The 18,080-nt window shown below is 50.2% G+C and carries 19 protein-coding genes and 2 pseudogenes; 10 read left to right on the top strand and 11 right to left on the bottom strand.

Going from position 1 to position 18,080, the window contains the following annotated elements:
• Window positions 1–26: 26 nt before the first annotated feature.
• A complete protein-coding gene (locus ACLHV8_RS08160) occupies window positions 27–773 on the bottom strand; it encodes a MipA/OmpV family protein (protein WP_208593853.1) in 747 nt (248 codons plus the stop codon).
• Window positions 774–1,204: 431 nt separating this feature from the next.
• On the opposite strand from ACLHV8_RS08160, the gene yeaG reads away from it, so the two are divergent.
• The 3 genes from yeaG to ACLHV8_RS08145 all read left to right on the top strand — a co-directional run bounded on the left by yeaG (window position 1,205) and on the right by ACLHV8_RS08145 (window position 5,097).
• Entirely contained in the window at window positions 1,205–3,139 is a 1,935-nt protein-coding gene (gene yeaG / locus ACLHV8_RS08155) for a protein kinase YeaG (protein WP_028018993.1), read from the top strand.
• A 74-nt stretch (window positions 3,140–3,213) separates the two neighbouring features.
• On the top strand, window positions 3,214–4,497 hold the full coding sequence (locus tag ACLHV8_RS08150; protein WP_049007855.1) for a YeaH/YhbH family protein: 1,284 nt from the start codon (window positions 3,214–3,216) through the stop codon (window positions 4,495–4,497).
• A 99-nt stretch (window positions 4,498–4,596) separates the two neighbouring features.
• Window positions 4,597–5,097 (top strand): YbaK/prolyl-tRNA synthetase associated domain-containing protein, encoded by a 501-nt coding sequence (locus ACLHV8_RS08145; RefSeq protein WP_208593852.1) that lies wholly within the window; start codon window positions 4,597–4,599, stop codon window positions 5,095–5,097.
• A 21-nt stretch (window positions 5,098–5,118) separates the two neighbouring features.
• Here ACLHV8_RS08145 and yoaI read toward each other — a convergent pair whose 3' ends face one another.
• Entirely contained in the window at window positions 5,119–5,223 is a 105-nt protein-coding gene (yoaI, locus tag ACLHV8_RS08140) for a small membrane protein YoaI (protein ID WP_088205013.1), read from the bottom strand.
• Window positions 5,224–5,368: 145 nt separating this feature from the next.
• On the opposite strand from yoaI, the gene ACLHV8_RS08135 reads away from it, so the two are divergent.
• Window positions 5,369–5,815: a DUF441 domain-containing protein gene (locus tag ACLHV8_RS08135; RefSeq protein WP_008500737.1), complete on the top strand. Its 447-nt coding sequence runs from the start codon at window positions 5,369–5,371 to the stop codon at window positions 5,813–5,815.
• On the opposite strand, the gene ACLHV8_RS08130 is transcribed toward ACLHV8_RS08135, so the two are convergent.
• On the bottom strand, window positions 5,799–6,590 hold the full coding sequence (locus ACLHV8_RS08130) for an AraC family transcriptional regulator (protein ID WP_028018996.1): 792 nt from the start codon (window positions 6,588–6,590) through the stop codon (window positions 5,799–5,801). The genes ACLHV8_RS08135 and ACLHV8_RS08130 overlap by 17 nt on opposite strands.
• A gap of 99 nt (window positions 6,591–6,689) precedes the next feature.
• On the opposite strand from ACLHV8_RS08130, the gene ACLHV8_RS08125 reads away from it, so the two are divergent.
• The gene (locus ACLHV8_RS08125) at window positions 6,690–7,877 is read left to right on the top strand and encodes a CynX/NimT family MFS transporter (protein WP_410376856.1); all 1,188 of its coding nucleotides are present in this window, start codon (window positions 6,690–6,692) and stop codon (window positions 7,875–7,877) included.
• A gap of 31 nt (window positions 7,878–7,908) precedes the next feature.
• On the opposite strand, the gene ACLHV8_RS08120 is transcribed toward ACLHV8_RS08125, so the two are convergent.
• Window positions 7,909–8,616 (bottom strand): CTP synthase, encoded by a 708-nt coding sequence (locus ACLHV8_RS08120; protein WP_128348725.1) that lies wholly within the window; start codon window positions 8,614–8,616, stop codon window positions 7,909–7,911.
• Window positions 8,617–8,717: 101 nt separating this feature from the next.
• Between ACLHV8_RS08120 and ACLHV8_RS08115 the strand changes: the two genes are divergently transcribed.
• Window positions 8,718–9,062: a DUF488 domain-containing protein gene (locus ACLHV8_RS08115; RefSeq protein ID WP_208593850.1), complete on the top strand. Its 345-nt coding sequence runs from the start codon at window positions 8,718–8,720 to the stop codon at window positions 9,060–9,062.
• On the opposite strand, the gene ACLHV8_RS08110 is transcribed toward ACLHV8_RS08115, so the two are convergent.
• Together ACLHV8_RS08110 and ACLHV8_RS08105 are read right to left on the bottom strand one after the other, a co-directional pair.
• Window positions 9,063–9,368, bottom strand: coding sequence for a hypothetical protein (locus tag ACLHV8_RS08110; RefSeq protein ID WP_028019000.1), 306 nt, complete (start codon window positions 9,366–9,368; stop codon window positions 9,063–9,065).
• Between the two features lie 80 nt (window positions 9,369–9,448).
• Window positions 9,449–9,703, bottom strand: coding sequence for a DUF333 domain-containing protein (locus ACLHV8_RS08105; RefSeq protein ID WP_208593849.1), 255 nt, complete (start codon window positions 9,701–9,703; stop codon window positions 9,449–9,451).
• 308 nt (window positions 9,704–10,011) lie between these two features.
• Here ACLHV8_RS08105 and ACLHV8_RS08100 point away from each other — a divergent pair, with 308 nt between their 5' ends.
• Window positions 10,012–11,040 (top strand): sensor domain-containing diguanylate cyclase, encoded by a 1,029-nt coding sequence (locus ACLHV8_RS08100; protein WP_208593956.1) that lies wholly within the window; start codon window positions 10,012–10,014, stop codon window positions 11,038–11,040.
• 45 nt (window positions 11,041–11,085) lie between these two features.
• Window positions 11,086–11,184: a YoaK family small membrane protein gene (locus tag ACLHV8_RS08095; RefSeq protein WP_014883431.1), complete on the top strand. Its 99-nt coding sequence runs from the start codon at window positions 11,086–11,088 to the stop codon at window positions 11,182–11,184.
• A 129-nt stretch (window positions 11,185–11,313) separates the two neighbouring features.
• Here ACLHV8_RS08095 and ACLHV8_RS08090 read toward each other — a convergent pair whose 3' ends face one another.
• The 3 genes from ACLHV8_RS08090 to ACLHV8_RS08080 form a co-directional block, all read right to left on the bottom strand.
• Entirely contained in the window at window positions 11,314–11,562 is a 249-nt protein-coding gene (locus ACLHV8_RS08090) for a GlsB/YeaQ/YmgE family stress response membrane protein (RefSeq protein ID WP_028019003.1), read from the bottom strand.
• Window positions 11,563–11,847: 285 nt separating this feature from the next.
• Entirely contained in the window at window positions 11,848–13,332 is a 1,485-nt protein-coding gene (locus ACLHV8_RS08085) for a diguanylate cyclase (RefSeq protein WP_410376855.1), read from the bottom strand.
• A 113-nt stretch (window positions 13,333–13,445) separates the two neighbouring features.
• Entirely contained in the window at window positions 13,446–14,966 is a 1,521-nt protein-coding gene (locus ACLHV8_RS08080) for a cyclic diguanylate phosphodiesterase (RefSeq protein WP_028019005.1), read from the bottom strand.
• Between the two features lie 230 nt (window positions 14,967–15,196).
• Here ACLHV8_RS08080 and ACLHV8_RS08075 point away from each other — a divergent pair.
• Window positions 15,197–15,688 (top strand): annotated as a pseudogene (locus ACLHV8_RS08075) (CSS-motif domain-containing protein); the annotation flags it as partial.
• Between the two features lie 5 nt (window positions 15,689–15,693).
• Here ACLHV8_RS08075 and ACLHV8_RS08070 read toward each other — a convergent pair.
• A protein-coding gene (locus tag ACLHV8_RS08070) for an IS1 family transposase (RefSeq protein WP_174491968.1) occupies window positions 15,694–16,390 on the bottom strand; the annotation gives its coding sequence in 2 pieces (ribosomal slippage) (window positions 15,694–16,138 and window positions 16,137–16,390; 699 coding nt in all).
• 46 nt (window positions 16,391–16,436) lie between these two features.
• Between ACLHV8_RS08070 and ACLHV8_RS08065 the strand changes: the two are divergent.
• Window positions 16,437–17,471: pseudogene (locus ACLHV8_RS08065) on the top strand (EAL domain-containing protein); the annotation flags it as partial.
• 293 nt (window positions 17,472–17,764) lie between these two features.
• On the opposite strand, the gene ACLHV8_RS08060 reads toward ACLHV8_RS08065, so the two are convergent.
• Window positions 17,765–18,010, bottom strand: a complete 246-nt coding sequence (locus tag ACLHV8_RS08060; protein ID WP_028019007.1) for a DUF2543 family protein — start codon at window positions 18,008–18,010, stop codon at window positions 17,765–17,767.
• Window positions 18,011–18,080: the final 70 nt, after the last annotated feature.

Raw genomic sequence — 18,080 nt, 5'->3', positions numbered from 1 at the left:
ACTGACTGCACCGTATTAATGCACAATCAGAACTTGTAGGTCACACCAACAGAGAAAATGCCCGCCCAGGACTTGTCGACCATTGGGCTATCTTTCACTTCGTCGCTCAGACGCTCGTAACGACCAGTACCGTATACGTTCCAGTCACCGAGGAAGTTGTAGCTCGCGGTCAGCTCCAGGTACGGATCCCAACCATCATCTGCGCTGTAGCTTTTCAGACCGCTACGACGGGACTCGTTTTTAGAGACGCCATAGTAGTAGTCGTTGTAGTTCTCACTGTTGTACTGCACACCAATACCTGGCGTCAGGGTCAGCGCACCGTTGGTGTAGCGATAAAGCCACGCCAGATCCCAGATAAAGCCGTTGCTGTTATCCAGCGTATCTCCCGCCAGCGCGATACGCAGGAAGCCATACTGGGTGTTATGCACATAAGAGAGACCGGCCATCATGGTGCTCTTACGCTTGTCGAGCTGACGCAAGGCGTGACTGTCACTGTCACCTGGTTTGAAGTGCGTCGGATCGTAGTAGGCCATGATGGAGAGCTTATCGGCCGTATCGTTCCACAGATAATAGCCGCCGCCCAGACCGCGGAACCAGAAATTATCGCCTTCATAGGTGACAACCGGAACGGGGTAAAGATCACGGTCATACTGTTTGTATGGGCTGTTAATGACGCCAACGCCCGCCCCAACCGTCCACTGACTTTCCGCCTGTGCGGTGCTAACTGCGGTTACGGCGAGTACGCCTAATGCCAGAAGTTTGAGTTTGGTCACAATCCATTCTTTCCTGTAGTCAAATAATCAGCGGGTGAAGTGTAACCGCCAGACCCGTACTTCCCCAAATTTTTTGCCTGCTAATCACTTTGATTAACCCGTTATTTTTCATTTTTCAGATGACAGGCCGTTTTCATTTATATGACCACCATGTGAAGAATGCCCTTATGACTTATATCGGCAATGGAAATTTTTGGATGAGTTATTGATATGTCATTGAAATTAGATTTTATCGGCATGCAAGTTTTGCAAATGCCATCTACGCTTTAATTTAAGAAGAGTTTTCCTGAACACCCTGCGGTTCTTAGCGTCTGACCTGGCACACAGGTTGCTGCTCTGGCAGTGAGGTGCGAGAGATTCTCTTCCGGGAGCCTCCACTACTCATACGAACGGCTCTTATCCTGTGCTAAAAAACGAAAGGACGGCATGCCATGAATATATTCGATCACTATCGCCAGCGCTATGAAGCTGCCAAGGACGAAGAGTTCACACTGCAGGAGTTTCTTACCATCTGTCGGCAAGATCGCAGTGCCTATGCCAATGCGGCAGAACGGCTATTAATGGCTATTGGTGAGCCAAACATGGTTGATACTGCCCTGGAACCCCGGCTTTCCCGTCTCTTTTCGAATCGGGTGGTCGCCCGATATCCGGCGTTTGAAGAGTTCTATGGTATGGAAGATGCCATCGAACAGATTGTCTCGTATCTGAAGCATGCCGCCCAGGGTCTGGAAGAGAAGAAACAGATCCTCTATTTACTGGGTCCAGTGGGGGGTGGTAAATCATCTCTGGCTGAACGCCTGAAATCACTGATGCAGCGCGTCCCTATTTATGTGCTGAGTGCGAACGGAGAACGCAGCCCGGTAAACGACCATCCGCTGTGTCTGTTTAACCCGCAGGAAGATGCGCAAATTCTGGATAAAGAATTTGGCATCCCGCGTCGTTATCTTGGCACTATTATGTCGCCGTGGGCGGCAAAACGTCTGCATGAGTTTGGTGGCGACATTACCAAATTCCGCGTAGTGAAAGTGTGGCCATCCATTCTGGAACAGATTGCCATCGCCAAAACGGAACCCGGCGATGAGAACAACCAGGACATCTCAGCCCTGGTGGGGAAAGTCGATATTCGTAAGCTGGAAAACTTTGCGCAAAACGACCCGGATGCCTATGGCTATTCTGGCGCACTGTGCCGGTCAAACCAGGGGATCATGGAATTCGTAGAGATGTTTAAAGCACCGATTAAAGTGCTGCATCCTCTGCTGACGGCCACCCAGGAAGGTAACTACAACGGGACGGAAGGTATCTCCGCCCTGCCGTTTAACGGCATCATTCTGGCACACTCAAACGAATCAGAATGGGTGACCTTCCGTAACAACAAAAATAATGAGGCGTTCCTTGACCGTGTTTATATCGTCAAAGTGCCTTATTGCCTGCGGATCTCTGAAGAGATCAAAATTTACGAGAAACTGCTTAACCACAGTGAGCTGGTACATGCCCCTTGCGCGCCCGGTACTCTGGAGACCCTCTCACGCTTCTCCATCCTGTCGCGCCTGAAAGAGCCGGAAAACTCCAGCATCTACTCGAAAATGCGCGTTTACGATGGTGAAAGCCTGAAAGACACCGACCCGAAAGCGAAGTCGTATCAGGAATACCGTGATTACGCCGGGGTCGACGAAGGGATGAACGGTCTGTCTACGCGTTTCGCGTTTAAGATCCTCTCCCGCGTCTTTAACTTCGACCATGCGGAAGTGGCCGCTAACCCGGTTCATCTGTTCTATGTACTGGAACAGCAAATCGAACGTGAGCAGTTCCCGCAGGAACAGGCTGAACGCTACCTTGAGTTCCTGAAAGGCTACCTGATCCCGAAATACGCCGAGTTCATTGGCAAAGAGATCCAGACGGCCTACCTGGAATCCTATTCAGAATACGGGCAGAACATTTTCGACCGTTATGTCACCTATGCTGACTTCTGGATCCAGGATCAGGAGTACCGCGACCCGGATACCGGCCAGTTGTTTGACCGTGAATCCCTGAACGCAGAGCTGGAAAAAATCGAGAAACCTGCCGGGATCAGCAACCCGAAAGACTTCCGCAACGAGATTGTGAACTTCGTGCTGCGCGCCAGAGCGCATAACAGCGGACGTAACCCGAACTGGACCAGCTACGAAAAACTGCGCACGGTTATTGAGAAGAAAATGTTCTCCAATACCGAAGAGCTGTTGCCGGTTATTTCGTTTAACGCCAAAACCTCAACCGATGAGCAGAAAAAGCACGACGACTTTGTCGACCGTATGATGGAAAAAGGCTACACCCGCAAGCAGGTTCGCCTGCTCTGCGAATGGTATCTGCGTGTGCGTAAATCGTCTTAAAACAAGTGCCCGGTAGGCACTCGCGCTTACCGGGCCTACAAAATGCAAGTTGGCAAATGCAGTACGGGGGGTATATGACCTGGTTTATTGACCGGCGTCTTAACGGCAAAAACAAGAGCACGGTGAACCGCCAGCGCTTCTTGCGCCGTTATAAAGCGCAAATTAAACAGTCTATCTCCGAGGCCATCAACAAACGCTCGGTGACTGACGTCGACAGCGGCGAATCTGTCTCCATCCCTACCGATGACATCAGCGAACCGATGTTTCATCAGGGGCGTGGCGGACTGCGCCATCGCGTACACCCAGGTAATGACCACTTCGTTCAGAACGACAGAATTGAGCGTCCTCAGGGCGGCGGCGGTGGTTCAGGAAGCGGTCAGGGACAGGCCAGCCAGGATGGTGAAGGTCAGGACGAGTTTGTCTTCCAGATTTCGAAAGATGAATATCTCGACCTGCTGTTTGAGGATCTGGCGCTGCCGAATCTGAGAAAGAATCAGCATCGTCAGCTTAACGAGTACAAAACCCATCGCGCGGGCTATACCGCCAATGGCGTACCCGCCAATATCAGCGTCGTGCGTTCATTGCAGAATTCACTGGCGCGACGCACGGCCATGACGGCAGGTAAACGTCGCGAACTACGCGAACTCGAAAGCAACCTGAAAGTCGTGGAAAACACGGAACCGGCACAACTGCTGGAAGAGGAGCGCCTGCGTAAAGAGATTGCTGAGTTGAGGGCGAAGATCGATCGGGTGCCGTTTATCGACACCTTCGACCTGCGCTACAAGAACTACGAAAAACGTCCGGAGCCGTCCAGCCAGGCCGTGATGTTCTGTCTGATGGACGTCTCCGGTTCAATGGACCAGGCCACCAAAGATATGGCGAAGCGTTTTTATATTCTGCTCTACCTGTTCCTGAGCAGAACCTATAAGAACGTGGAGGTGGTCTATATTCGCCACCACACGCAGGCCAAAGAGGTGGATGAGCATGAGTTCTTCTACTCCCAGGAGACCGGGGGAACCATTGTATCAAGCGCACTGAAGCTAATGGATGAAGTGGTAAAAGAGCGTTACGACCCGGCGCAGTGGAACATTTATGCCGCGCAGGCCTCGGATGGCGATAACTGGGCAGATGACTCGCCGCTGTGTCATGAAATTCTGGCGAAGAAAATTCTGCCCGTCGTGCGTTACTACAGCTATATCGAAATTACCCGTCGTGCGCACCAGACCCTGTGGCGGGAATATGAACATCTGCAATCTATGTTCGATAACTTTGCCATGCAGCATATCCGTGACCAGGATGACATCTATCCGGTGTTCAGGGAGCTGTTTCATAAGCAATCGAGCACCAGCAATGCCTGACCCAACAGCCAGCGAATTCGCTGGCTGTTTTCTTTCGACCCCGTTCATCCCGTGCTAATGTAGAAATCTGCATACTAAATTATCACCGGGAAAATCGTTATGTCTGAAGACGTTATTGGGACAGGGACTCACCAGCAGCTGATCGCTTTACTCACCGAGCAGGGCGCACGGTTTCGCGTCATGGAGCACGAGGCGGTGGGGAAATGTGAGGCGGTGAGTGAAATTCGCGGGACCGATCTCAGGCAAGGCGCTAAAGCTCTGGTCTGCAAAGTGAAGGGAAACGGTGTAAAAAAACACGTTCTGGCGATCCTGGCCGCCGATCTGCAGGCCGACCTGAGCCAGCTTGCCAGCCATTTTGGCGGATTAAAAGCGTCTCTCGCCAGCCCGGCCGAAGTCGATACTCTGACCGCCTGCGTTTTTGGCGCTATCCCGCCTTTCAGCTTCCATCCCGACCTGACGCTGGTTGCCGACCCGCTGCTGTTCGAGCGTTTTGACGAAATCGCGTTCAACGCCGGTCTGCTGGAGAAATCCGTGATTATGAGTACCCAGGATTACCTGCGTATCGCTCGTCCTGAGCTGGTGACCTTCCATAAAGCGTAGCTGCGATGGCTGACGATCCGGTCAGCCTCTTCTTTCCAAAAACAGAACAGAGGCAACGAGAATAACGGCAATAGCGAAAAACGACGAGGAGATAATTAGCGTCTCAACAAACATGTGATCGTTCATGATGGCGATCCCTTTTGCGATATCTGTCTCCGTTTTAATCCGCGTAAATGACAAGGTTATGACAGCAAGAAAATCTTTTTAAAACTGTCCTGCGCCGCGTTTGCGCGTACTGTAAGCAAGTTAATTATTTTGGCAAGGATTCCCTATGTTTGACCCGACTCTGCTCATTCTTCTGGCGCTCGCCGCGCTCGGCTTTATCAGCCATAACACCACCGTCGCCATCTCGATTCTGGTGCTTATCATCGTGCGCGTGACCCCGTTAAACACCTTTTTCCCGTGGATAGAAAAACAAGGCCTCACTATCGGGATAATCATACTCACCATCGGGGTGATGGCCCCCATCGCCAGCGGCACGCTGCCTGCATCAACGCTGCTGCACTCGTTTGTAAACTGGAAATCGCTGGTGGCGATTGCGGTCGGTATTTTTGTTTCGTGGTTGGGCGGTCGCGGCGTCACGCTGATGAGCAGTCAGCCCTCGCTGGTGGCGGGTCTGCTGGTGGGAACCGTGCTGGGTGTAGCGCTTTTTCGCGGCGTGCCAGTGGGCCCACTGATTGCAGCGGGGTTGGTCTCACTGTTTATTGGGAAGTCGTAGTCAGGTTAGCCATATAACGTGCCGGTGTCTGGCCAAGCCCCTTCCTGAACATGGTGATAAATGCGGTGGTAGAGTCATAGCCCAGTGTCTGTGCCACCTGCTGTACCGACTTCCCGCTAATCAAATGCTGTAGCGCCACAATTAACTGCAGCTGATGACGCCAGCGGCGAAAGCTTAAACCGGTTTCTTTCACCACCAGCCGCGCCAGATTGCGTTCGCTCATGGCAAAGTGGCTCGCCCACTGTGCCAGCGTCTGCCAGGCGGCAGGTTCTTCCGCCATCTTTTCACTCATCAGCCGAATTTTGGGGTGAGGTGAAACGGGTAACTGCAAATGCTCCTGACGCTGCAGCGGCAGTTCATCAAATAAGACATCCACCAGGCGTGACGTAGCCGCAAGATGAAGCTGTTCACGCGACTTTTCTGCCAGAGATAAAATCAGTTCCCGTACCAGGGGAGAGATTTTCAGGGTGCAGCAGCGATCGGGCAAACTGGCAGCACCGGGTTCAATGAATAAAAAACAGAGCTGTGCTCCCGGCGTAGCCCTGTTACTGTGCGGCATCTGGCCGGGGATCCAGACAGCATACTGAGGCGGTACCATCAGCATGGCATTTTCTACTTCGCAGGTGATAGCACCACCAAGGGCCAGAATCAGCTGCCCCTTACGGTGATGATGCAATGGAATATATTGTTCCTCCGCCACCACGCGGATGCGGAACGCGATGGCCGCATCGTGCTGGCTATCAGGATCGTAGCCATCCAGTCCCAGACCGATCATCATGTTGTCCGATATTAGCGATAAACTGTCATTTTAGCCTGATTTCAACCACTGAGAAAATCGGTATTGTGTGCCCTCGCTTGAACGTATGAGAACACAATGACAACTGCTATTCGCATCTCTGGAAAACAAAGCGCGCTGTTGATCGCAGGCATCCTGATGATTGCCACTACACTGCGCGTTACCTTCACCGGGGCAGCCCCCCTGCTCGACGCTATTCGCCTTGATTATGGCTTAAGCACGGCACAAACCGGTCTGCTGACCACCCTGCCTCTGCTGGCTTTTGCGCTTGTCTCCCCGCTCGCCGCAGGTGTCGCCCGGCGTATCGGCATGGAGCGAAGCCTGTTTATCGCCCTGCTGCTGATTTGCGCCGGGATTGCGGTTCGCTCCCTGCCCTCGGCAACGTTGCTTTTCATGGGTACGGCGGTAATTGGCTGCGGTATTGCGCTGGGGAATGTTCTGCTGCCGGGATTAATTAAACGTGATTTTCCAGGTCAGGTAGCCCGTCTCACCGGGGCCTATTCCCTGACGATGGGGGTCTCTGCGGCGTTAGGCTCTGCGCTGATTGTTCCTCTGGCACAAGGTGACGCTGGCTGGCATGGCGCACTGCTGATGCTGATGGTGTTTCCCCTGATTGCACTGCTGCTCTGGCTGCCACAGTGGCGTCAGAAACACGTCGCGACGGTAACGGGCGCTGGGGCGTTGCATAATCGCGCGATCTGGCGCTCTGCTCTTGCCTGGCAGGTGACGCTGTTTTTGGGGATTAACTCGCTGATTTACTATGTCATCATCGGCTGGCTGCCGGCGATATTACTCAGCCACGGATACAGCGAAGCACAGGCCGGCTCGGTGCATGGTCTGTTACAGCTCGCCACCGCCGTACCAGGTCTTGTTGTGCCGTTGATCCTCCATCGTCTGAAGGATCAGCGGATAATCGCCGGGGTTGTGGCTCTGATGTGTGCAGTCAGCGCGGCAGGATTGTGGTTCGTACCTGAGATGGCAGTCCTGTGGACACTGGTGTTCGGTTTTGGCACCGGCGCAACGATGATCCTCGGCCTGACGTTCATCGGCCTGCGCGCCAGCTCTGCACACCAGGCTGCGGCGTTATCCGGTATGGCGCAGTCAATTGGCTATCTGCTCGCTGCCTGCGGTCCACCGTTGATGGGAAAAATTCACGATACTGCGGGAGACTGGCGCATCCCACTTCTGGGCTGCGCGTTGGCTGCGGTGGTCATGGCCATCTGCGGTATGCTCGCCGGGCGTGACCGGGAGATCACGCCCCGTTAAACATTGTGGCGGGCCGTCGGGTCTGCCTTTTTTAGCCGCGCGCCGCGCGCAGCATCGCCTGTACCAGTACCACCGGGCGACCTTCCAGTGCCGCACGCTCATGCTGGAATAAGGTGATCACAAAGAAGGGGTGGGTAACCAACTCTGCAGCGCGGATCTCACCCTGCTCATCCCAGCCAGTCACGCGCATATCACCGTTTTCAAGCGCCTGTGCAAACGCCGGCGATACGCCATAGTTACAATGATAGCCCTCTTCAATTTCCGGCTTACCATAGGCTTTCGCGATCAGCGTGTTATTACGCAGCTCAATGGCATCGGTTTTTTCCACCAGCGAACAGGCCAACGGTGCAATCACCATGGTGCCTTCGGTATCCGTTTCGGCATGTGCCGCATCGCTCCAGCCCAATACGTTACGGGCATACTCAATCAACGCATGCTGGAACCCACCGCAGGTACCGAGGAACGGAATGCTGTTTTCACGGGCATAGCGTGCAGCGATAAAGGCAGCTTCCGTGTTTTTATAGGGGCTTGCAGGAACCAGCCAGATGGCATCGTACCCTACCAGATCTTCAGGACTGGTCAGTTCGGTCGTGGCAAGCCAGTCGTAATCGGCGGTGAGGTCGAGGACTGCTGCGGCGTCGTCAATGGCCAGCGGAATCGCCTGATGTGCAATAACATTAGGATTGTAATCGCCAACCAGCGCAATGCGCAGCGTCGTTTTTACCGGGAGGTGTTCCATGAAAGGTTCCTTATGCCAGGGAATTATCAGATAACATAAGGAACCTCAGACTACCGATCTTCTGCAATTATCACAATACCTTAAATTAGGAGGGTGGAAATATGATTCAATGCAAACGCGTCTATGAGCAGGCAAGCCCGGACGATGGTTATCGGGTTCTGGTTGACAGGCTCTGGCCGCGAGGAGTTAAAAAAACGGACCTCGCGTATGATGAATGGTGTAAAACCCTCACGCCGTCAAATGAATTACGCAAGGCCTTTCACGGAGAAGCCATTGATTTCGCAGCCTTCAGTGAAGCCTATCGTGAAGAGCTGGCGCAGCACAAAGAGGAAGGAATGCGCCTGGCGAAGCTGGCAAAAAAGCAGACCGTCACCCTGCTCTACGGCGCAAAAGATAAGACACAAAATCATGCCCTGGTATTAGCCGACTGGCTGCGCCATCTATAATCAGTCGATCATCAGCTCATCAAGGGTTTGCGGTGTTTCATCCGGGGTAAGCGGCATCAGGTGTTCAGGGCGAACAAATGCAAAGCCGTGCTGATTGTCAAAGGCGTAGACATCTCCCGTTACCAGCCAAAGCGCGCGATCCGCCGTTGCGGGCAGTTCCGTCATAACACCATTGACCGGGTTAACGAAACGTAAGCCAGGCTGGCAAAGACCAAATAACTCAACGGATTTACCAATATTGCGACGACCAGAGGCAGTGCGGGCACCGATGATCATCGCCATGCTGCCCGGTTTAAGCTGAAACATACTTCTCTCACGGTAAAGGTGGCCAGAAACTGGCTAAGAATAATCCTAAAGAGAAGTGTATCGCAGTCAATATGTCATTGTCACCTGGTGGGTTGCGGATGATCGCGACGATAAAGCGTCCATTCATCGATCACTTCGCCACCCGGTAACTTGCACTCCGTGCGGACACCCTGTGGGCTTTGAACAGGGATCTGTTCCCCGCCTTTCTCCAGACAATAAACGGAGGCCGGGTTTGCCATACCGACAGCGTGTGGTGGTTTCGGCGCATCAGGTGGCGTTGTTTTTGTGGTGCAGGCGATCAGAGGGAACGCCAGCGCCAGAAGCAGAAATCTCATCTTGTTGATCCTTTTGAACTCATCAATAGTTTAAGGGTAACGGGTCACTCGCGCTTTCTCCATGGTTTCTCCATTTTAACTGCACTTTTCAACACTATAGTATGACGTGTTCTCGATATGACCAGAGAACATCATTCCGTAATCAAGATGTCTTTGCCCCGGTCTCAACAACGGGGCTTTTTTTCACCAGCGCCTCTCCCTCTGCATATATTAAATTTTCTATATTCATGTTTTACTATGCCAGAAGTCTAAAAATTCAGCATAACATGCAGATGCAGACGTCTTCTGCATGGGAGTCATTCTACGCCATGTCGGATATCATCCTTGCCCGTGTTTCAGAAACCCTCGCCACTGAACAATCCCTTGAAAGTCTCGTTCGTCAGCTGCTGGAGATGCTGGAAATTGTGACCGATATGGAGTCGACTTATCTGACGAAGGTCGATATCAAAGCACGACTGCAGCATATTCTCTATGCCCGCAACAGCAAGCAGATGGAGATCCCGGAGGGACTGAGTGTTCCATGGGATGAAACACTGTGTAAGCGCGCACTGGATAGCAATACGCTATTCAGCAATGATGTTCCTGAACGTTGGCCTGATTGCGAGGCTGCGAAAGCGCTTGGCATTACCACCTACATGAGTATTCCTGTTCATCTTGCTGATGGTTCACTTTACGGAACGCTCTGCGCCACCAGCACGGCAAAGAAACCGCTCAGCGAGCGCGGCGAACAGGTTCTGAAATTGTTCGCCGGGTTGATTGCCCAGTACATTCAGAAAGAGTCTCTGGTGGCCCAGCTTCGGGAAGCCAATGCCGCGCTCATCGCGCACTCTTATACCGATGCCCTTACCCGCTTACCCAACCGTCGAGCCATTTTTGAGGATCTGACGACCCTGTTTTCTCTGGCGCGACACCTTAAACGTAATGCCATCATCGCGTTTATTGACCTGAATGATTTCAAACTGATTAACGATCGTTACGGGCATGAAGCTGGCGACCAGTTCCTGGTTGAAGTGGGCAAGCGTTTGACGGAAGAAAAACTGCAGGACGATATCATTGGCCGGTTGGGCGGCGATGAGTTCCTGGTGGCTTCTCTGAGCAAAACGGGCAATGAAGGTGATAGCACGCAGATAAACCTGCTAAAAACACGCCTCAGCGCCTGCATTGCGGGTGAATACTGGTTGGGCAGTGTCCATATCATTTACCCGGGAGCCAGCATTGGCGTTATCGAAGTTGATCCTGACGTAACCGATCCGGACAGTGCGTTACACGCCGCTGATATCGCGATGTATCAGGATAAGAAAGGAAAAAGCAAAACACGCTTTCTCACTATGGATTAACCCCGTACACTCTACGGCGTTATAGAAACCGAAACAGGTGATGATATGAGAATAGGGATCCTCTTCCCGGTCGTTATTTTTATAACGGCTGTGGTTTTTCTGGCGTGGTTTTTTGTCGGTGGTTACGCAGCACCGGGGGCATAAATGAGAAAAACAACCCTCATTATGTTGATCGTTGCCATTGGGGCTTTTGCCGGTACACAGCTCGGCTGGTGGTAAACCCGCTACGTAAAAAAGGCTGCCCTCTGGCAGCCTTTTTCAACGCGTTCAGATTTAGCTTTTGATTTTTCTGTAGACAAACAGAACAACCAGCGCACCAATCACTGCAACGACAAAGCTGCCGAAGTTAAAGCCATCGACCTTGCCAAAACCGAACAGCGTACTGATCCAGCCGCCGACGACCGCGCCGACAATCCCCAGTATTACGGTAACAATAAACCCACCGCCATCTTTGCCCGGCATGATCCACTTCGCCAGAATACCCGCAATAAGCCCAAAGATAATCCAGGATAAAATTCCCATAACTTTCCTCTCTGTATGGTTTTTGTCATTAAATCAACGACACAAAAAGAATAGCACAGGATCAGAGAAAGAAAATTTGTGATAAGCATCACAGTGAGAGAGCGTCTGTTTATTCACCAACAAAAAAGAGCGTTTCACATAAATTGTGGGGTTGCATCTTTTGTTGAGAAAGATTATCTTTCTCAACACTGAGTGGTTGAGTAAAAGACTCAAGTATTCAGTACGACATTGCTCACATTGCTTCCAGTATTTCTTGCCCACTCTTGAGTGGGCTTTTTTTTCTGCTCATACCCCAACAAAAGCGTACTGGTTACGGCCGGCGCGTTTTGCCTGATAAAGCGCCTGGTCTGCAGCAATGATAATACTCTGCTGGCTACCGGCTATTTCTACAGCACGTGCAGTGGAGACCCCTACGCTTACCGTTACCCGCCCAAAAGGACTAAAAGCATGTTCAATTTGTAAAGAGAAGACATTACGAATAATCGTCTGAGCAATACGCCGCGCCTCCTGGATATCTGCATCAGGTAAGATCAGCGCAAACTCCTCCCCGCCATACCGCGCCACAATCTGGTTATCACGGGTAAGACTTTTCCTGAGAGTGTCTCCCAGTAGAGCCAGGCAACGATCCCCTTCAGGATGGCCATAGTTATCATTGTATTTTTTGAAGTAATCCACATCCACGATCAGCACCGAAATCGGCGCACCGCGCGCTATGCAACCCGCAATTTCCGAGAGTATTTTTTCATCAAAACTGCGGCGGTTGAAAAGGCCTGTCAGCGCATCCTCAGAGGCAATAATCTTCAGCTCTTTGTTATCTCTGGTTTTTCGTGATAAATCCGAATACAGGAAATACGACGCCACAATGAGTATTACGGTAAAAACGAAAATAAGAACGGCAAGCTGAATAGCCTGCTTGCGCCAGGGAGAGAGTGCTTCATCGGTGCTGACGGCCACCGTGGTGACCAGTCCGTAACGTGTGTTTTTCTCATAGGCATAAATGCGTTCGATTTTATCAAACCGGGAAATAGAACTGGCGATCCCGGTATTTTGTACCTTGAGATATTTTCTGAAGAGAGGCGAATCAGAGACAATCGCGCCAATATAGTTATTTTTAAAGGGATAACGGACCAGCAAGACGCCTGACTGTGTCGTTAAGCCAATGACGCCAGAATGACCAATATTAATCTGCCCGTAGAGCGCCAGAAAGTTTTCGATGCCCAGTGTCACAACGACGACACCATTAAACGCTCCGGTATGGGTTTCAAGGCGTCGGCTAATGGTGATAACCCATTTACCATTAGTTCTGCTTACCACAGGCTCACCAATAAAAATCTGCTGACTCTTATTATTCTTGTGGTAGATAAAAAAAGCCCTGTCCACTCCTTTCCGGGGGCCAGAAAAAGTTTCGTGCAATGCGGTAAAGAGTTCGCCCCGGACATCGTAAACAGCCACATTATTAATCTGGGTAAGGAGATTATCCTGGTTGCTTATCATCCGCTGGATATTGGTCGCCTGTTGTGGGGTCATGCCATAAATTTCGATTATGTCGGAAACCGTCGTAATCAGCATTTCGCTTTGGCGCATGATCCCCTCAGTATACACATCCAGGGTATGACTCAGGTTGGCAACGCTGGTATTAATTTGCTGGATTGACTGCTGTCTGGATGTGCTAATTTGGACAGCAAGCGAAAGCGAGATGATCAATGAGACAATGATGACGGTAATGGTTGTTGTGTAGAAAGTATTTTTTACATGCACGAGCTTTTCCACCTTATCACGCCTGACATCCCTGGCTGACAACTCTTGTCACTGTAACAAAGCTCAGGATAAGAGGAAAATGAATTGCACTTAAGCATACAACAGAAGCTGGCCTTAATTGCATTTTACAAACTCATAGTCTCCCTGGGCTTAGATAAAATGACTTTAATAAAGTCAATATAGGAGACGGGCTTACCAAAATAGTATCCCTGCAAAAGGGTAATCTCATTACGGTTGAGATACTCCAGTTGCTCCCTCGTTTCTACGCCTTCAGCCACAATGCGCAATGACAGTTTTTTAGCCAGATCAATGACGCAGTCCAGCAGAATCGTTGAATCCTTCTCCTCAGAGACCCGGTTTACAAAGCTCTTATCAATTTTAATATAATCAATAGCCAGTGCATTAAGGCACGAAAGCCCTGAATAGCCCGTCCCAAAATCATCCAGTGCAATGACAAAGCCAGCGTTATGTAGCGTGTTGAGATTTTCCACAAGATGAGGATTATCGATCAACGGTTCACGCTCCGTTACCTCGAGGACCAGTTTAACTTCTTTCCCCTGAAACCCCTTTCCGAAGACACGACAGTCACCAATGAAAGAAGGTGCATTGATATGTCTGGCGCTGATGTTAACTCCGATGTGAAACCCGTCTGGTAGCTTAGGCAGAAGCGGCTTTAGCTGGTTGACCACCTTCGCCATTAACCCTTTGGTCAGAGGAATAATCAAACCGCTCCGTTCCGCAATCGGAATGAAAACATCCGGCGGGATAAAACCCGATTTTGGATGCTTCCATCTTGCTAATACCTCAACACCGTACAGCCCACCGGTATCACCATTGACGATCGGCTGATAATAAGGAACGATCTCTCCGTGCAAAATGGCTTTCCGCAGATCGTCTTCAAATGAGGAGCTTTTCCCCTTGTAACGACGGATCAAAAATCCAACCGTAACGGACAATGCGAGAATGAGCAGTATCAGGCTCCATCCTTGTTGCAGTAATCGCGTCAGACTGAAAAAAGCGGGTGGCTGCCAGACCACGCTAAACGGGAAATGCGCCGATGCCGTTAACGCCCCTGCCCATGAGGCGGCTTTCCAGTCCCTCACATCACCGGTGCGCGCAAGCATTCTTTCACCTACAACCAACGCCATGTCAGCGCTATTTGTTGCGCTTGCAATCACATCCCGCAAATGTGCGTCACTTACGCTGACAATCACGCGCCCATCCGCGATCGACATCTGGAAAATGAGAACCGGAATACCATTCACCAGTCGATTACCCGGTAACAGCATCAATGTTTCGTTGGGTAACGTTTGAGGACGAACAATTAATACGCCATTTCCCGGCAGTGAGGTACAAATGATTTGGCCTTGCTGCTGGATCATCACGGCACGCAGATGCGGTTTCAGTGCGGCTTCTGTCCCCAGCTCCAGCTGTCCGTCACGGGTACATCCCTGTGCAGCAACATGCTTAGCGGTATTGGCGGCACTGACAGCTTCAGCAAGAATATTATCTATTTTTTGAGTGCTTGCGGCGGCGGTCTGGGTGTAACTGAGTGTAGCCATATGCCATAACTGCCAGTTAATAATTAACATGCCACTCAGAAAGAGAAATAAAGCGCAGAGGATGGGCATCATAAGGTTGCGCATGATTTTTCCTTACCAGAAAAACAAGTAGGGTTCCTGAAAAAGGCGCTATGTTTAACTCAGCGTTGCATATAGCATTAAAAATAGCTTAGTCAAAAGCTATCTTAAAAAACTGATGCTTTTGCATGAGTTATCGTTCTGAATGTGATCAACGGGCGTGACTATCAGGCTTGTGCCTGGTCCTGTCTGTGTTAGGATTTGTAAAATGAGGGAGCAGACAGGATAACGGGAAAATGAAAAAGATCATTGCTGTTGCTATCATTTCAACACTTCTGGTCGTCCTGTCTCTTTATGCGGTCAATGCGGTTATCGTTAGCCAGCAGAAGAGCAAACAGCTTGAGATTTCCCATACGCTTTTACAATATTCAGAAGACCTGTCCCAAAACGTGGCGCTGGCTCTCAAAAGCATCACTACACAGGGATGTGATAAAACCAGTCTTGATAGTTACAGGCAAATAAAACTCGACAGTCTCTATTTTGGTGACGTCGGATTCATAGAGAAAGGAAAAATAGTCTGTACTGCTTTTTGGGGTAAACTCGCTACTCCTGTTGCACTTCCTGCAGAACTGCATAAAACCCCAAGGGGCTTTCTTCTGGCCCAGTTTGACAAAAAAGAGTTTTTTACAGGTAACGCGGCAATTTATCATAACATTATTATCTTCACCTCCCGCTACGCTTACGATAAATTCTCTCCGGTTACAGCGAGTTACTCTCTGGTAATGACTCCAACTTACTGATAGTGTTTTATGTTCAGATAATGCCCGATGACTTTGTCATGCAGCTCCACCGATTTTGAGAACGACAGTGACTTCCTGCCCAGCCTTGCCAGATGCTGCCTCAGATTCAGGTTATGCCGCTCAATGCGCTGCGTATATCGCTTGCTGATAACGTGCAGTTCTCCCTTCAGGCGTGATTCATACAGCGGCCAGCCATCCGTCATCCATACCACGACCTCAAAGGCCGACAGCAGGCCCAGAAGACGCTCCAGCGTGGCCAACGTGCGTTCACCGAATACGTGCGCCACAACCGTCCTCCGTATCCTGTCATACGCGTAAAACAACCAGCGCTGGCGTGATTTAGCGCCGACGTAACCCCACTGTTCGTCCATTTCCGCGCAAACAATGACGTCACTGCCCGGTTGTATGCGTGAGTTTACCGACTGCGGCCTGAGTTTTTAAGTGTCGTAAAATCGTGTTGAGGCCAACGCCCATAATGCGTGCACTGGCGCGACATCCGACGCCATTCATGGCCATATCAATGATTTTCTGATGCGTACCGGGTTGAGAAGCGGTGTAAGTGAACTGTAGCTGCCATGTTTTACGGCAGTGAGAGCAGAGATAGCGCTGATGTCCGGCAGTACTTTTACCGTTACGCACCACGCCTTCAGTAGCTGAACAGGAGGGACAGCTGATAGAAACAGAAGCCACTGGAGCACCTCAAAAACACCATCATACACTAAATCAGTAAGTTGGCACCATTACCTACTCTCTGAGTGCAACCACCAAAGACTTTGGCAGAACATTCTTTTCGACCACCCCTGCGTTTAAGCAACAGGACTTGCTGCATTCGACATTGTTTACCATCACCCTCACGCAGTGCAGCGCTTTCTGGGATTTATGCGTCATTGTGAAACATCACAACGCAGGGCTTGCTTCGCTATCTCCCGTTGTGTTTACGTTTCTTGTGGTCATTTTGTATTTTATCTGGGTAGCGATAACGTTCTTTTTCTTCCGCATTTATGAAGACCGTTTTTCTCTCGAACGAACGCTGGTCAAGGCTGTCATCACCAATACCATCAGTGTTAAATATCAGCCAATCATTCGAATTCAGGATAAAAAAATAGTGGGCATTGAGGTTCTGTCGAGATGGCACGATCAAAAACACGGTGATGTCTCCCCGGAGCTTTTTATTCCATTAATCAAGAAGATTGGCCTGTATAGAAAATATTACATTAATATTATCGAAAAATCCCTTTTAGAAATTGCACCACTTGCAACAAAACATCAACTGGTCGTCTCACTCAACGTTGGCCGAACGGAAATCGAAGACGGGCAATTCATTGCTATCTTACGTCGCGCGTGTTTAATTCATCGCATTCCACTCTCCTTGATAAAAATCGAACTCTCTGAAAAGGCCGTTTCCACTGTAGATATTCTTGAAGAATTCTGTCGGGAATTAAAATCTCTTGGCATAAAGGTATCAATAGATGATTTTGGTGTGCAAAATTCAAATCTGGCCAGACTGTCACTTCTGGAATATGATGAAATCAAAATCGACAAATCGCTGGTCGATGGCATCAGTGAACATTATAAGCAGAACATCTTTGTTATTTTTAGTGATGCCCTTGCCCGACTGAACAAATCCCTTGTTTTTGAAGGGGTAGAGAATGAAATACAATATCGTTTTATTGCCGACAGATATCCCGATGCCCTGGTTCAGGGATGGTATTTCTCAAAATCACTGACCCGCAGTGAGCTGGCGCAGAAACTTGTCGGAGTCGCGCGGTAGCCACTGATGTCTGGCGTGCCCATGTTTTTTCGGATCAGGCATTTTCATTCCTCGCCCAAAAACATATAGTTGTAACAATCAGACGGTAGATTACCCTGAAGCACACTCTTATTTTGGTTAAAAACGTGAAATTATCCTTACTATTACCAGTGGTACTTTTCTGTCTGACCGTTATTTTCGCGTTGTTTATCGACGCCCCCGCTTCACATATTCTGCGTAAAAAATGCATGTGGTCTGATAGCGTGATGCTGAGCTGCATAGCAAAGCATCAGCATAATGGCTTTTGAGGAAGACTATTCATTCCCCCACTGATTGAGGAAATTCGCAATATCATCAATGCGGGAAGCACGGATCCCGGCCTCAGTGGCCATCTCCTGCTGGGCTTCCTCGCTGATCTCCTCGTTATTTGATAAACGGGTGAGCAGCAGCTGGAAATAATGTGCCAGCGCATCGAGCTCTGATTCAGCGACCTGCTCTGCGGCTTCCGTCGCGTACTCATCGGCAATATCATAATATTTCAGTGGGATATCGTTATTCATAACTATCTCGTTGCTAACCTGTAAGGGTAAAGCCATCAGTATATCGGACGCCTTACCTCAACCAAAGCAT

It is taken from the genome of Enterobacter sp. CPE_E863, from assembly GCF_046521465.1.
GTDB lineage: Bacteria > Pseudomonadota > Gammaproteobacteria > Enterobacterales > Enterobacteriaceae > Enterobacter > Enterobacter adelaidei.
The sequence above is the reverse complement of the archived record's forward strand: the minus strand, read 5'-3'. Positions and strand labels throughout refer to the sequence as shown.